This is a genomic window from Aromatoleum evansii, assembly GCF_012910805.1.
GTDB lineage: Bacteria > Pseudomonadota > Gammaproteobacteria > Burkholderiales > Rhodocyclaceae > Aromatoleum > Aromatoleum evansii.
The window spans coordinates 29,562-42,951 of sequence record NZ_WTVK01000012.1; the positions used below are offsets into that span (position 1 = coordinate 29,562).

Annotated in this window: 12 protein-coding genes; 4 read left to right on the plus strand and 8 right to left on the minus strand. The window is 69.2% G+C overall.

The annotated features are described in order from the left end of the window. Positions 1 to 116: 116 nt before the first annotated feature. From GO615_RS07805 to GO615_RS07820, 4 genes are read left to right on the plus strand one after another with little or no spacing between them, the layout of a single operon-like run. Positions 117 to 1,049, plus strand: a complete 933-nt coding sequence (locus GO615_RS07805) for a branched-chain amino acid ABC transporter permease (RefSeq protein WP_169126678.1) — start codon at positions 117 to 119, stop codon at positions 1,047 to 1,049. 18 nt (positions 1,050 to 1,067) lie between these two features. Beyond that, positions 1,068 to 2,156: an ABC transporter permease subunit gene (locus tag GO615_RS07810; RefSeq protein WP_169126680.1), complete on the plus strand. Its 1,089-nt coding sequence runs from the start codon at positions 1,068 to 1,070 to the stop codon at positions 2,154 to 2,156. Beyond that, a complete protein-coding gene (locus tag GO615_RS07815; RefSeq protein WP_169126682.1) occupies positions 2,153 to 2,923 on the plus strand; it encodes an ABC transporter ATP-binding protein in 771 nt (256 codons plus the stop codon). Before GO615_RS07810 ends, GO615_RS07815 begins: the two co-directional genes overlap by 4 nt. Continuing rightward, positions 2,913 to 3,662, plus strand: coding sequence for an ATP-binding cassette domain-containing protein (locus tag GO615_RS07820; protein WP_169126684.1), 750 nt, complete (start codon positions 2,913 to 2,915; stop codon positions 3,660 to 3,662). The genes GO615_RS07815 and GO615_RS07820 overlap by 11 nt, the downstream gene beginning before the upstream one ends. Positions 3,663 to 3,697: 35 nt before the next feature. Here GO615_RS07820 and GO615_RS07825 read toward each other — a convergent pair whose 3' ends face one another. From GO615_RS07825 to trpE, 8 genes are all read right to left on the minus strand, one after another. Further along, positions 3,698 to 4,156, minus strand: coding sequence for an Lrp/AsnC family transcriptional regulator (locus GO615_RS07825; RefSeq protein WP_169126686.1), 459 nt, complete (start codon positions 4,154 to 4,156; stop codon positions 3,698 to 3,700). Positions 4,157 to 4,292: 136 nt separating this feature from the next. After that, positions 4,293 to 4,637: an FKBP-type peptidyl-prolyl cis-trans isomerase gene (locus tag GO615_RS07830; protein WP_169126688.1), complete on the minus strand. Its 345-nt coding sequence runs from the start codon at positions 4,635 to 4,637 to the stop codon at positions 4,293 to 4,295. A 32-nt stretch (positions 4,638 to 4,669) separates the two neighbouring features. Beyond that, on the minus strand, positions 4,670 to 5,233 hold the full coding sequence (gene msrA / locus GO615_RS07835; RefSeq protein WP_169126690.1) for a peptide-methionine (S)-S-oxide reductase MsrA: 564 nt from the start codon (positions 5,231 to 5,233) through the stop codon (positions 4,670 to 4,672). A 57-nt stretch (positions 5,234 to 5,290) separates the two neighbouring features. After that, positions 5,291 to 9,295, minus strand: coding sequence for a translocation/assembly module TamB domain-containing protein (locus GO615_RS07840; protein WP_169126692.1), 4,005 nt, complete (start codon positions 9,293 to 9,295; stop codon positions 5,291 to 5,293). Between the two features lie 12 nt (positions 9,296 to 9,307). Beyond that, positions 9,308 to 10,096 (minus strand): indole-3-glycerol phosphate synthase TrpC, encoded by a 789-nt coding sequence (gene trpC, locus GO615_RS07845; RefSeq protein ID WP_169126694.1) that lies wholly within the window; start codon positions 10,094 to 10,096, stop codon positions 9,308 to 9,310. A gap of 13 nt (positions 10,097 to 10,109) precedes the next feature. Beyond that, positions 10,110 to 11,141, minus strand: coding sequence for an anthranilate phosphoribosyltransferase (gene trpD, locus GO615_RS07850; RefSeq protein ID WP_169126696.1), 1,032 nt, complete (start codon positions 11,139 to 11,141; stop codon positions 10,110 to 10,112). A gap of 13 nt (positions 11,142 to 11,154) precedes the next feature. Then, positions 11,155 to 11,730 carry an aminodeoxychorismate/anthranilate synthase component II gene (locus tag GO615_RS07855; protein ID WP_169126698.1) on the minus strand — a complete coding sequence of 192 codons (576 nt, stop codon included), beginning with the start codon at positions 11,728 to 11,730 and terminating at the stop codon, positions 11,155 to 11,157. Between the two features lie 10 nt (positions 11,731 to 11,740). Then, on the minus strand, positions 11,741 to 13,228 hold the full coding sequence (gene trpE, locus GO615_RS07860) for an anthranilate synthase component I (RefSeq protein ID WP_169126700.1): 1,488 nt from the start codon (positions 13,226 to 13,228) through the stop codon (positions 11,741 to 11,743). Positions 13,229 to 13,390 lie beyond the last annotated feature (162 nt).

Below are 13,390 nucleotides of genomic sequence, written 5' to 3' on the forward strand. Positions count from 1 at the left end.
TCCCCGGATCACGACGCTCGCCCTGCGTCCGCGCACCAGCGGACGCAGCGGCAGCGCTCGTCCGGCAATCCGGCGGCGCCCGCCGTCGCGGTGTGCACAACACCAAGGGTGAATCGATGGAAACCTTCCTGCAACAAACACTCAACGGCCTGGTGTCGGGCAGCATCTACGCGCTCGTCGCCCTCGGCTACACGATGGTCTATGGCATCCTGGGCCTGATCAACTTCGCCCATGGCGACCTGCTGATGGTCGGCGCGCTGGTCGCGCTGCAGACCGTCAGCCTCCTCAACGCCGCGGTCCCCGGCCTGCATCCGGTGGTGCTGCTCGCCGCCGGCGTGGCGGTGGCGGTACCGATGTGCATGGCCGTCGGCTACCTGATCGAGCGCATCGGCTACCGCCGCCTGCGCAACGCGCCGCGTCTCGCGCCGCTGATCACCGCGATCGGCGTGTCCTTCCTGCTGCAGACGCTGGCGATGATCATCTGGGGCCGCGAGTTCCACGTCTTCCCGCAGCTCGTGTCGACCACCCCGATGCAGCCGATGGACGGCGTCGTCGTGTCGCCGCTGCAGATCTTCACGATCGTCGTCGCCTTCGCGCTGATGGGCGGGCTGATGCTGCTGGTGAACAAGAGCCGCCTGGGCCGCGCGATGCGCGCGACCGCCGAGAACCACCGCGTTGCCGGCCTGATGGGCATCAACGCCAACGGCGTGATCGCCGCGACCTTCATCATCGGCTCGGGCCTCGCGGCGCTGGCCGGCGTGCTGTTCGCGTCGAACTACGCGATCGCGCACTACGGCATGGGCTTCACGCCGGGGCTGAAGGCCTTCACCGCCGCGGTGCTGGGCGGCATCGGCAACCTGCCGGGCGCGATGGTCGGGGGCCTGGTGCTGGGCCTCGTCGAGAGCTTCGGCGCCGGCTACATCGAGCACCTGACCTTCGGCTTTCTCAACTCGAGCTACCAGGACATCTTCGCCTTCATGATCCTCGGCGCCGTGCTGATCTTCCGCCCGTCCGGCCTGCTCGGCGAACGCGTCGCGGACCGCGCCTGACCCCACAGGAAAGAGACCATGACCACGAACTCCACCGCCCTTCCGCTGCCGGCGAGCTTCGCGCTCGACCGACGCCTGCAGCGCCCCCTCGTCATCCTGCTCGCGCTCGCCGCGCCGCTCATCGCCCTGTCGATGGGCAAGAGCTGGGTGCGCGTGCTCGACTTCGCGCTGCTGTACGTGCTGCTCGCGATCGGCCTCAACCTCGTCGTCGGCTTCGCCGGCCTGCTGGATCTCGGCTACATCGCGTTCTATGCGGTCGGCGCCTACACCTGGGCCTTCCTCGCGTCCCCGCACTTCGGCATCCACCTGCCGTTCTGGATCGTGTTGCCGCTCGGTGCGGCCTTCGCGGCGCTCGCGGGCATCGCGCTGGGCTTCCCGACCTTGCGATTGCGCGGCGACTACCTCGCGATCGTGACGCTGGGCTTCGGCGAGATCATCCGCATCTTCATGAACAACCTGAACCAGCCGATCAACATCACCAACGGCCCGCAGGGCATCGACTCGATCGACCCGCTGACGATCGTCGGGCTCGACCTGTCGAAAGATCTCGACCTCTTCGGCGTCCAGATCCCGTCGCTGACGCTGTACTACTACGCCTTCCTCGCCTGCGTCGTGCTGGCGATCATCCTCGTGCGCCGCCTGCAGATCTCGCGCATCGGGCGAGCCTGGGCGGCGATCCGCGACGACGAGCTCGCCGCCAAGGCGATCGGCATCGACACGCGCATGATGAAGCTGCTGGCCTTCGCGCTCGGCGCGACTTTCGGCGGCGTCTCGGGCGGGCTCTTCGCGGCCTTCCAGGGCTTCGTCAGCCCGGAGAGCTTCAGCCTGATGGAATCCATCGTCGTGCTGACGATGATCGTGCTCGGCGGCATGGGCAACCTCGCCGGCGTCATCGTCGGCGCGATCATGCTCACCGCGCTGCCCGAACTGCTGCGTCACTTCGCGGTGCCGATGCAGATGGCGCTGTTCGGCAAGACCCTGCTCGACCCCGAAGTCCTGCGCATGCTGCTGCTGTCGCTGGCGATGATCGTGATGATGCTCGTCCGCCCCGCCGGCCTGCTGCCCGCCCGTACCCGCTATGCCCACCGTGACCGGAGGAACGCATGATCACCCTGCTCGAATCGCGCGCCGTGAATAAACGCTTCGGCGGACTGAAGGCGCTCACCGACGTCTCGCTGACGATCCGCAAGGGCGAGGTGTACGGCCTCATCGGCCCCAACGGCGCCGGCAAGACCACCTTCTTCAACGTGCTCACGGGCGCCTACGCGATCGACGGCGGCGAGTTCGTCATGAACGGCGCCGAGCTGCCGTCGGCCAAGCCGCACCTCGTCGTGCACCACGGCATCGCACGCACCTTCCAGAACATCCGCCTGTTCCGCGAACTGACGGCGCTGGAAAACGTCATGGCCGGCCACCACATCCGCTCGTCGTCGGGCGTGTGGGGCATCCTCACGCAGAGCCGCGCGGCCCGCGAGGAAGAGCGCCTGATGCAGGAACGCGCGCTGGAGATTCTCGACTACGTCGGCATCGGGCGCCACGCCGACACCGTCGCCAGGAACCTCTCCTACGGCGACCAGCGCCGGCTGGAGATCGCCCGCGCGCTCGCCACCGAGCCGCAGCTCCTCGCGCTCGACGAGCCCGCCGCCGGCATGAACGCGACCGAGACCGCGGGCCTTCGCACCCTGGTCGAGACGATCCGCAGCGATGGCATCACCGTGCTGCTGATCGAGCACGACGTGAAACTCATCATGGGACTGTGCGACCGCGTCGCCGTCCTCGACTTCGGCAAGAAGATCGCCGAAGGCACGCCGGCCGAGGTCCAGCGTTGCCCCGACGTCATCAAGGCTTACCTGGGAGGCCACCGTGCGCACTGAGAACACCACCCCCATCCTCGAAGTCCGCGGCCTCAAGGTCGCCTACGGCGGCATTCAGGCCGTCAAGGGCATCGACCTGCAGGTGCGCGAGGGCGAACTCGTATCGCTGATCGGCGCGAACGGCGCCGGCAAGACCACGACGCTCAACACGCTCGCCGGCGTCGTGCCGCACAGCGGCGGCGAGATCCGCTACGCCGGCGCGGACATCGGCAAGCTGCCCTCGCACCTGCGCCTGCGCAAGGGGCTCGCGCTGGTGCCGGAAGGGCGCGGCATCTTCACCCGCCTCACCGTCGCGGAGAACCTGCAGACCGGCGCCTACACGCGCCGCGACACCGACGGCATCGCCGCCGATATGGAGAAGGTGTTCACGCTGCTGCCGCGCGTGAAGGAGCGCCTCAGCCAGGTCGCCGGCACGCTGTCGGGCGGCGAGCAGCAGATGGTCGCGATCGGCCGCGCGCTGCTGTCGCGTCCGCAGGTGCTGCTGCTGGATGAGCCGTCGATGGGTCTCGCGCCGCTGGTCGTCGAGAAGATCTTCGAGGTGATCCACTCGATCACGCGCGAAGGCATGGGCGTGTTGCTGGTCGAGCAGAACGCCAACCTCGCGCTCGAAGTGTCCGAACGCGCCTACGTGATGGAAGGCGGACGCGTCACGCTGGAAGGCACCGGCAAGGCGCTCCTCGACGACCCGAAGGTCCGCAGCGCGTACCTGGGCGAGGAGATCGGGGAACTCGCGGCCTGAACCGGGCCGGCGTCACGACGAAGGCGCTGCCCGCCCTAAAGCGGCAGCGCCGTCTCGTTCTTGATCTCGCGCAGCGCGACGCTGGAGTTCGTCACGTCGACCTCGGGAATCTTCAGCAGGAAGTTGTGCATGAAGGAGGACAGCGCCTCCAGGTTCGGCAGGTAGAGCTTCAGCAGGCAGTCGGTCTCACCGAGCAGCTCGTAGCACTCGACCACCTCGTCGCAGCCCTTCACCGCCTGCTCGAAACGGTCGAGCACATCGGCGCTGTGCTTCTTCAGCTTCACGCGCACCCACACACAGGTTTCCAGCCCGAGCTTCCTGCGATCCAGCAGCGCGACATAGCCGCGGATCAGCCCCGCCTCTTCCAGCTCGCGCACGCGCCGCCAGCACGGCGACGACGACAGGCCCACCTTCTCGGCGAGATTCTGCGTGCTGATCGTCGAATCCTTCTGCAGCAGCGCGAGAATGCGCCGCTGAACCGGGTCGAGTTTCATGTCTCCCCTTTTTCTTGTAATCGCGCCGTCAGAGCCCGATGCGGGAGCGGCTTCAGCCGCGAAGCAGCGCCACTGCGAGGCACGGCGCATTCGCGGCTGAAGCCGCTCCCACAAGGCTGATCCGGGTCAGACCGGGTCAGAAAACCTTAAGCAGCTCGACTTCGAACACCAGGGTCGCGTTCGGCGGGATCACGCCGCCGGCGCCGCGCGCACCATAGCCGAGTTGCGGCGGGATCGTCAGCTTGCGCTTGCCGCCTTCCTGCATGCCCTGCACGCCTTCGTCCCAGCCGCGGATCACGTGACCCGCGCCCAGCGGGAAGTCGAACGGGTCGTTGCGATCCTTGCTCGAATCGAACTTCTTGCCGTCGGTCAGCCAGCCGGTGTAATGCACCGACACGCGCTTGCCCGCGGCGGCGGTGGCACCGCTGCCGACTTCCAGATCCTCGATGACGAGGCCGCTGGCGGTGGTGGTTTGGGACATCGGAACTCTCCTGCGGGGTTAAAACCCCGATTCTACCCGCCCCGCCTGCGCCGGTTGGCGAACTTCTCGCGGAACTTCGCGACCTTCGGCGCAACGATGTACTGGCAGTAGGGCTGGTCGGAGTTGTTCGCGTAGTAGTCGCGGTGGTAGTCCTCGGCCGGCCAGAAGATACCGGCGCGCTCGACCTTGGTGACGATCGCGCTCGGATACACGCGCGCCTCCCCCATGTATTCGATGAGGTCCAGGGCCGTGTGCAGCTGCTCGTCGCTCACCGCGAAGATTGCCGAGCGGTACTGCGTACCGATGTCGTTGCCCTGGCGATTCAGGCTGGTGGGGTCGTGGATGACGAAGAAGATCTCGAGCAGCTCGCGATAGCTCACCACCGCCGGGTCGAAGACGATCTGCACCGCCTCGGCATGGCCGGTGCCACCGTCGCAGACTTGCCGGTAGGTGGGCGCCTCGACACGCCCGCCGATGTAGCCCGAGCTCACCGACTCCACACCATCGACTTCCTTGAAGACGGCCTCCAGGCACCAAAAACATCCCCCCGCGAGAATGGCGGTCTCGCGTACTGCGGGTGTTTCGTTCTTCGTCATGCATGTGTCTCCGTTGACGCCCGCGATTAAGACAGCATCGTCGGGCCGCGATTCCCGTCATTCGAACGAGATCGTGTAATAGATATCCGCGGCATTGTCGCTGCCGCCGCGCGCCACCAGCGAAACCCTGCGGCTGAGCTGGTAGGTCAGCTTGACGAGGCTTTCGGCGCCGCCCAGGCTCTGCTCGAAGGACAGGACCAGATCCGACGAGAGGCGCTTGCCCAGCGTCAGGACCTGACCACCGACGCTGTCGCCACCACGTACGATGGTACCTTCTCCCACAACGCGGCTGGTGGCACTTCGGGTGACGCCGCCAACTTCTCCCTGCCCGATCGAAAATTCGTCGAATCCCAGGCTGCGCGACAGCTGCTCGGTCATCCCGCCGCCCGGACCGCCCAGCAGGGCCTGCGCCGCCGGCAGCAGCAGGCCCATGTCCCCGCCACCGCCCGCGCTCGGCGCACGCCCGAGCACGATCCACGACAGTTTCTCGGGATCCGGCACGTTCGGCTCGGACACCAGGCGGATGCGGGGACGCCGCGCGCTGCCGGCGATCTCGATGCCCGCCTCGACCGGCAAGCCCTTGCGCAGCGCAACGACGTTGAGGCCGGGATTGTCGGGCGCGCCCTGAAAGTTGATCAGGCCCCGCTCGATCGCCAGCAACTGTCCGTAGCCACGATACGTGCCCCCGGCCGTCGCGATCGTGCCGATCGCGCTCGGCGGCACCCCGTCGCGCAGGCGCAGGCGCAAGCCGCCGGTCAGGCGCGTATCGACGCCCAGTGCCGACAGGTAGAAATGATCCCCCAGTGCGACCGCAACATCCGCGGCGACCCGCACTCCGCCGTTGGCGCGCCGCTCGCGCCCCAGGATCACGACGTCGTCGGAGAGGCTCGGCGCCGGGGTTTCCGCCAGTTCGACATAACCGGCGTCGGCGCTCAGGTTTGCCGCAAGATCCACGTGCGTCCAGGTGCTGTTGGCCGCACCGACGCCGGTCAGGATCAGCCAGCGGTCGCTGCGCTGCAGGATCGGCAGGCGCTCGGCGGCGAAATCGAAATGGCCCTTGCCGCTATCCAGCGCGATCTCGCCGCTCGCGCGGAGACGCCCCGGCGTGGCCGTCAGGCGCGCCACCGGCGGGCGGGAGTCGCGCGGTCGCACGCGGTTGGGCGAGACGAATTCGAGGCGCTCGAGCCGCAGCCGGTCGCGATCGAATTGCGCGAGCACTTCTCCCCCCGACAGATGCAGTCCCTGATCGACCAGTGCCAGCGACAGCTCCCGCCCCGTGATCGTGCCGCTCGCGCGCGGCGCGGCCGGCGTGCCGGCGAGCGCCAGGCTCGCGCCGAGGCTGCCGCCGGTGACGACGTTCTCCTGCATCAGCCGGCCGACCCAGGCGATCGACGGCATCGCGAGGTGCGCCGAACCGAGCAGCGCGGCATCGGGCGCAAGCCGCCACCCGCCACCCGGGGTCCGCTCTGCCTGTGCGGTCGCGGCGCCGGCCAGTTCGCCCAGTTCGCTGCCGCGCGCCTCCAGCGCCAGCGCAAGGCGGTTGTCGTGGGCGCCAAGGCGCGCCTCCAGATGCTCCAGTCCCAAGCGCGCCGGAATTTCGCCGGTCACGGTCAGGTCGCCCGCCTCGCGGAACACGCGCGCTGAGCCCTGCGCCACTTCACCCAGAGTCAGATCCCATTCCGCCCCAAGCACCAGCGGACCCGGGCCGCGACGCGGACGTCCGTCGGGTCGCGAGATCAGGCCGAAGGCCAGCCCGGTGAGGGAGCCGCGGGCGACGATGCGCTGCGGCGACCAGCTCGTTTCGTCCAGCCGGATACGGCCGCGTTCGCCGGCATCGAGCGCGGCCGCGCCCAGCGCCACGCGCTGTGGCCCCAGCTCCAGCGGAGCGGACGCGCGCAGGCGCACGGGCCAGCGCCCCGCCGTGTCCAGGGCGGCCAGACGTCCACGCCATGCGCCGCGTGCGTCCGCCGTGCCCGCAGCCGGCGCGTCGCCCTCGAGGCCGCCTTCCAGCCGCAGCCGCAGGCTGTCGCCCTCCAGGCCGGAAGCGGCAACATCGACGGTATGAGCACGACGGGTCCCGCCAAGCCGCAGGCTCGCCTGCGTCACCCAGTCCGGCTCGTCGGCGGCCCGCCCCGCGGCCGCCGCCTTCTGCGCTTCACGGGCAACCGACTTCATCCCCCGTAGCGCCATTGCAAGCCGGACCTCGCCGTCCGCACCCGCGGCGAGCAGGCCCTCGCCGTCGGCCGAAGCGATGCGGACGTCGCCCGGCAGGCGCAGTGCCTCCGCGGCGAACTTCAGGCTGCCGGTCGGCTGGGCCGCGCCCCCGGAGAGGCTTCCCGCAAACTTCAGCCGGCCGCCGAGCCGCGGATCGAGCGCCGCGAGCGCCGGGGCGTCCACATCCACCTTCAGCACGTCCCGGGGTGCGCCCCAGGCACCTCGCGCGCGAACACGGTTGCCGGCGAGATCCGTATTCAGGTCCCCGTCGGCGAGGCGCCCCCCTTCCACGACCGCGCGCAGCGTCCCGCGCACGGGCTTGCCGCGCAGTTGTCCGGAGCGCAAGTCGATAGCGGTCTCGTAGCGGGACACATCGCCCAGCGACGCTGCGAGGCGGAAATCCAGATTCAGCTTCGCCTCCGGGGCGTCGGCGATGAAAAGGCGGGGATCGAAGGATGACACCTCACCGCTCGCCGAGAGGCTGCGGACCCCAGACTCCCCCAGTGAGGTCAGCACCGCCCGGGCACGCATGCGCGTCTCCTTCACCTTCAGGTCGAATTCCGCGCTCTGGCGCCCGCGGTCACCCTCCGCACGCAGCCCGCCGACGAGCACCGAGGGCGGCAGGCGCCCGTCCAGGCGCTGCAACTCGACGCCCGCCAGTTGCAGCGAGGCACTCAGGCGGCCGAGCGGGTCGGCCGCGGGAGGTGCCATTGCCGCCTCGTTCGCGTCTTCCCCCGGAGCGGCCCCACTCTCCCCCGGCCGCCAATCCACGTCGCCGGTGACCCGCCCGGTTCCCGCCAGGCGCAGGATCAGTTCTGCAACCTGCACGCGCTCGGGCGTCCACTGCAGCCGTGCGGCAAGCGTCGTGAAAGGCAGGCCCTGTCGGTCGATCGCGTCCGGGGCGAGATTCTCCACCCTGACCGGCCCCGCCAGTCCCCAGGCACCCTGCGCCAGTTCCTGCGCCGACAGGTCGGCCGCGATGCGCAGCGCCGCGCGCGGCGCGGAGGGCGCGAACATTGCCGGATCGAGATCGCCCAGCGCGAGACGCAGGCTGCGCACGGGCACCGCTTCAAACGGCGTCGCCAGCACCTCTCCATCGCCGCTCAGCCCCGCCCCTTCGGCCTCGATCCGCAATTGCGGCGCAAGCAGATCGCCCGCCGCGGCAAGCCGGATCCGGTATTCGTGCCCGCCGTTCGCACCGCTCAGCGTCGCGTTCGCAGACAGCGCGAACGGCGCGCGCCCGTCGATCTCGCCCGACAATTCGGCGCGCCCGAAAGGCAAGGTCGCCGCAAGGGATTCGATGCGATGGTGACCGCCGTCGCTGCGTGCGCGGGCGGCAAGGTCAGCAATGTCGAAGACGGCCCCGGCCGCGGCGAGGTCGCCCTCCGCCCAATCGCGCAGCACGAGCCGGCCGACGCTCAGCGATTGCGCCGCAAGGGAAAGCGGCAGCACGAGGGACTCGGGTGGCGTGCGCTGCGGAGCCTCATCCTGCGGACGCGTGGCGAAATCGACCCGCTCGGCCGCGAGCTCGTCGATGGCGATGTCGGCGTCAAGCAGGGCCCGCGGACGCCAGGCCAGCGCAAGGCCCTCGACCCGCAGGCGCAGGTCGGGCGTATCGATGCGCAGCACGCCGACGCGCAGCGCTCCCGCCAAGCGACCGGAGGGGGACTCCAGCACCACCTGCCCGCCACTCGCGACCCCCACGAGGGCGGCCGCCGCCCTCAGGCCCGATTCGCTCAGCACCAGCCACGCCGACACGAGGGCGGCCAGCGCCGGCAGCGCGAGCCACGCGGCCACACGCCTGGCGCGCCGACGAGAGGACCCTTCCGTGGTCGGCGGCGACGTCATGCGTCGCCCCGCTCAGGCGAACAACGCGCGCAGCTCCTCGCCCGGATCCGGCGCACGCATGAAGGCTTCGCCGACGAGGAAGGCGTGCACGGCGTTCGACCGCATCAGCGCCACGTCCTGCGGCTTGAGGATGCCGGACTCGGTGACGACGATGCGTCCGGCGGGGATGCGCGGCAGCAGGTCCAGCGTCGTCTGCAGGCTGACCTCGAAGCTGCGCAGGTTGCGGTTGTTGATGCCGACAAGCGGCGTCGCGAGCTGCAATGCGACGTCGAGCTCTGCCGCGTCATGCACCTCGACCAGCACGGCCATGCCCAGGCTCGTCGCGATCGCCTCCATCTCCTGCATCTGCGCGAGATCCAGCGCCGCCGCGATCAGCAGGATCGCGTCCGCGCCCATCGCACGCGCCTCATACACCTGCCACGCATCGACGAGGAAGTCCTTGCGCAGCGCCGGCAGCGCGCATGCCGCACGCGCCGCCTGCAAATACTCGGGGGCGCCCTGGAAGAACTGCCGGTCCGTCAGCACCGACAGGCAGGCCGCCCCGGCGCGCTCGTACTGCACGGCGATCTCGGCCGGGCGGAAGTCGGCGCGGATCACGCCCTTGGACGGGCTCGCCTTCTTCACCTCGGCGATCACCGCCGCATTCCCGGCGGCGATCTTCGCGCGCATCGCACCGACGAAGTCGCGCGCCGCGGGCGCCGCCTCGGCTTCCGCGCGCGCGCGCTCGAGCGGACGCAGCGCCTTGCCCGCGGCCACTTCCTCCGCCTTCACGGCGAGGATCTTGTTCAGGATGTCGCTCATGCTGGTGTCTGCCTCATGCGAACTGGCGGTTGAAGGCGAGGAACTCCTCGAGCTTCGCCCGCGCCGCGCCGCTGGCGATGATCTCGCGCGCCCGCACGATGCCGTCGGCGATCGAGTCCACGAGGTTGGCCGTGTACAGCGCCACGCCAGCGTTCAGGATCACGATGTCGCGCGCCGGGCCGGACTTGTTGTCGAGCACACCCAGCAGCACCGCCTTCGACTCCTCGGCGCTCTGCACCTGCAGGTTGCGCGTGCCCGCCATCGCCATGCCGAAGTCCTCGGGATGGATCTGGTACTCGCGGACCTCGCCGTCCTTCAGTTCGCCGACCATCGTCGCCGCCCCAAGGCTCACCTCGTCCATGCCGTCCATGCCGTAGACGGTCAGCACGTGCTTCGCGCCCAGGCGCTGCATCACGCGCGTCTGGATGCCGACGAGGTCCGGGTGGAACACCCCCATCAGCGTGTTCGGCGCCCCGGCCGGGTTCGTCAGCGGGCCCAGGATGTTGAAGATCGTGCGCACGCCCATCTCGCGGCGCACCGGCGCGACGTTCTTCATCGCGCTGTGATGGGCCGGCGCGAACATGAAGCCGATGCCGGTCGCCTCGATCGAGGCCGCGACCTGCTCGGGCGTCACGCCGAGCTTGACGCCCAGCGCCTCGAGCACGTCCGCGGCACCGCTCTTCGACGACACGCTGCGCCCGCCGTGCTTGGCGACGCGCGCGCCGGCCGCCGCGGCAACGAAGATCGTCGTCGTCGAGATGTTGAAGGTGTTCGCCCCGTCGCCACCGGTACCGACGATGTCGAGGAAGTTCTGGTCCGGGCCGGCGACGACGACCTTGGTCGACAGCTCGCGCATCACCGTCGCCGCGGCGGTGATCTCGCCGATCGTCTCCTTCTTCACGCGCAGGCCGGTGAGGATCGCGGCGGTCATCACCGGCGAGATCTCGCCCTCCATGATCTGGCGCATCAGCGACAGCATCTCGTCGTAGAAGATCTCGCGGTGGTCGATCGTGCGCTGGAGCGCTTCCTGGGCAGTAATGGTCATGGCAAGTCCTTGGTCAGTTCGCGCGGTGCTGGTCGAGGAAGTTCCGCAGCATCGTGTGGCCGTGTTCGGTCAGGATCGACTCGGGGTGGAACTGCACGCCCTCGACCGCGAGCGTCTTGTGGCGCACGCCCATGATCTCGCCGTCCTCGGTCCAGGCAGTCACCTCCAGGCAGTCGGGCAGGCTCTCGCGCTCGATCGCCAGCGAATGGTAGCGCGTGCAGGTCACCGGATTGGGCAGCCCCTTGAATACGCCGATGTCCAGATGATGGACCGGCGAGGTCTTGCCGTGCATCAGGCGCTTGGCGTGCACGATCCTGCCGCCGAAGGCCGCGCCGATGCTCTGGTGGCCGAGGCACACGCCGAGGATGGGGATCCTGCCCGCGAACTCGCGGATCGCCGGCACCGAGATGCCCGCCTCGGCCGGCGTGCACGGCCCCGGCGAGATCACCAGCTGGTCGGGTTTCATCAGCGCGATCTGTTCCAGGGTGATTTCATCGTTGCGATACACCTTCACCTGCGCGCCGAGCTCGCCGAAATACTGCACGAGGTTGTAGGTGAAGCTGTCGTAGTTGTCGATCATCAGCAGCATGGTGCGTTCCTCAGTCGATCCGGGTGTCGAGGCCGGACTCGGCCATTTCCGCGGCGCGCAGCATCGCGCGCGCCTTGTTCTGCGTCTCCGCCCATTCGGAATCGGGGTTGGAGTCGGCGACGATGCCGGCGCCCGCCTGCACATGGATGTGACCGTCCTTGATCACCGCCGTGCGGATCGCGATGGCCAGATCCATGTCGCCGTGGAAACCGATGTAGCCCACGGCGCCGGCGTAGATGCCGCGCTTGACCGGCTCCAGCTCGTCGATGATCTCCATCGCGCGCAGCTTCGGCGCCCCCGACACGGTGCCGGCCGGGAAAGTCGCGCGCAGCACCGCCAGCGCGTTGAGGTCGTCCTTCAGGCGCGCCTCGACGTTGGAGACGATGTGCATCACGTGCGAGTAGCGCTCGATCGTGAACTGGTCGGTCACCCGGACGCTGCCGGTCTCCGCGACGCGGCCCGCGTCGTTGCGCCCGAGGTCGAGCAGTTGCAGGTGCTCGGCGCGCTCCTTCTCGTCGGCGAGCAGGTCGGCTTCCAGCGCTTCGTCCTCGGCCGGGGTGGCGCCGCGCGGGCGCGTGCCGGCGATCGGGCGCACCGTGACGCGCTTGCCCTGCCCGTCCTCGTCGAGGCGCACGAGGATCTCGGGGGACGCGCCGACGACGTGGAAGTCCTCGAAGTTGAAGTAGAACATGTAGGGCGAGGGGTTCAGCGAGCGGATCGCGCGGTACAGCGCCATCGGGCTGGCCGCGTAGGGCTTGCTCATGCGCTGCGACAGCACGACCTGCATGATGTCCCCGTCGACGATGTACTGCTTGGCGCGATTCACCGCGGCCTTGAAGGCTTCCTCGCCGAAGCTCGACACCGCCGGCTGCGGCTCGGCATGGTTGTCCTCGGGGATCTGCACCGGCGCACGCAGCCGCGCGAGCAGCTCGCGCAGGCGCTTTTTCGCGCGCTTGAAGGCGCCCGGCACTTCGGGTTCGGCATACACGACCAGCGTGAGCTTGCCGGAGAGGTTGTCGACGATCGCGATTTCCTCGGACAGCAGCAGCAGGATGTCGGGGGTGCCGATCGTGTCCGTCTTCTGCGCGTGGGCGAGGCGCGGCTCGATGTAGCGCACGGTGTCGTAGCCGAAGCAGCCCACCAGGCCGCCCGCGAAGCGCGGCAGGCCGTCGCGCGGCGGCACCTTGATGCGCTCCATGAATTCGGCGACGTAGTTCAGCGGATCGCCGTAGTCGCGCCGCTCGACGAGGCGGTTGCCGGTCAGCAGCAGCGCGGAGCGGCCATAGACCTCGATACGGGTCGAGGCCGCCAGCCCGATCATCGAATAGCGGCCGAAGCGCTCGCCGCCCTGCACCGATTCGAGCAGGTAGGAATACGGTTCGTTGGCGAGCTTCAGGTAAATCGACAGCGGCGTGTCGAGGTCGGCGAAGGTTTCGAGCGTGACCGGAATGCGGTTGTAGCCCTGCGCGGCCAGCGCGTTGAATTCCTGCTCAAGCATGGAGACTCCACGGAAAACGGTTCGATTCGGCAAGGGGTGCGGGCGCGTCGTGGCCCGCGAAGCAGTCGCGTATCAGTGGCCCGCAGGCCACGAGCGCCAGCCGCGCCAGCGCAGTTGCGCGGCGACAAACTGGGTGCTTTCCTTTACCGAATCCCGGTTCCT

Coding starts and splice junctions, on each gene's coding strand:
- GO615_RS07805 (WP_169126678.1), top strand. CDS start 117: ATGGAAACCTTCCTGCAACAAACACTCAACGGCCTGGTGTCGGGCAGC.
- GO615_RS07810 (WP_169126680.1), top strand. CDS start 1,068: ATGACCACGAACTCCACCGCCCTTCCGCTGCCGGCGAGCTTCGCGCTC.
- GO615_RS07815 (WP_169126682.1), top strand. CDS start 2,153: ATGATCACCCTGCTCGAATCGCGCGCCGTGAATAAACGCTTCGGCGGA.
- GO615_RS07825 (WP_169126686.1), bottom strand. CDS start 4,156: ATGAAACTCGACCCGGTTCAGCGGCGCATTCTCGCGCTGCTGCAGAAG.
- GO615_RS07830 (WP_169126688.1), bottom strand. CDS start 4,637: ATGTCCCAAACCACCACCGCCAGCGGCCTCGTCATCGAGGATCTGGAA.
- msrA (WP_169126690.1), bottom strand. CDS start 5,233: ATGACGAAGAACGAAACACCCGCAGTACGCGAGACCGCCATTCTCGCG.
- GO615_RS07840 (WP_169126692.1), bottom strand. CDS start 9,295: ATGACGTCGCCGCCGACCACGGAAGGGTCCTCTCGTCGGCGCGCCAGG.
- trpC (WP_169126694.1), bottom strand. CDS start 10,096: ATGAGCGACATCCTGAACAAGATCCTCGCCGTGAAGGCGGAGGAAGTG.
- trpD (WP_169126696.1), bottom strand. CDS start 11,141: ATGACCATTACTGCCCAGGAAGCGCTCCAGCGCACGATCGACCACCGC.
- GO615_RS07855 (WP_169126698.1), bottom strand. CDS start 11,730: ATGCTGCTGATGATCGACAACTACGACAGCTTCACCTACAACCTCGTG.
- trpE (WP_169126700.1), bottom strand. CDS start 13,228: ATGCTTGAGCAGGAATTCAACGCGCTGGCCGCGCAGGGCTACAACCGC.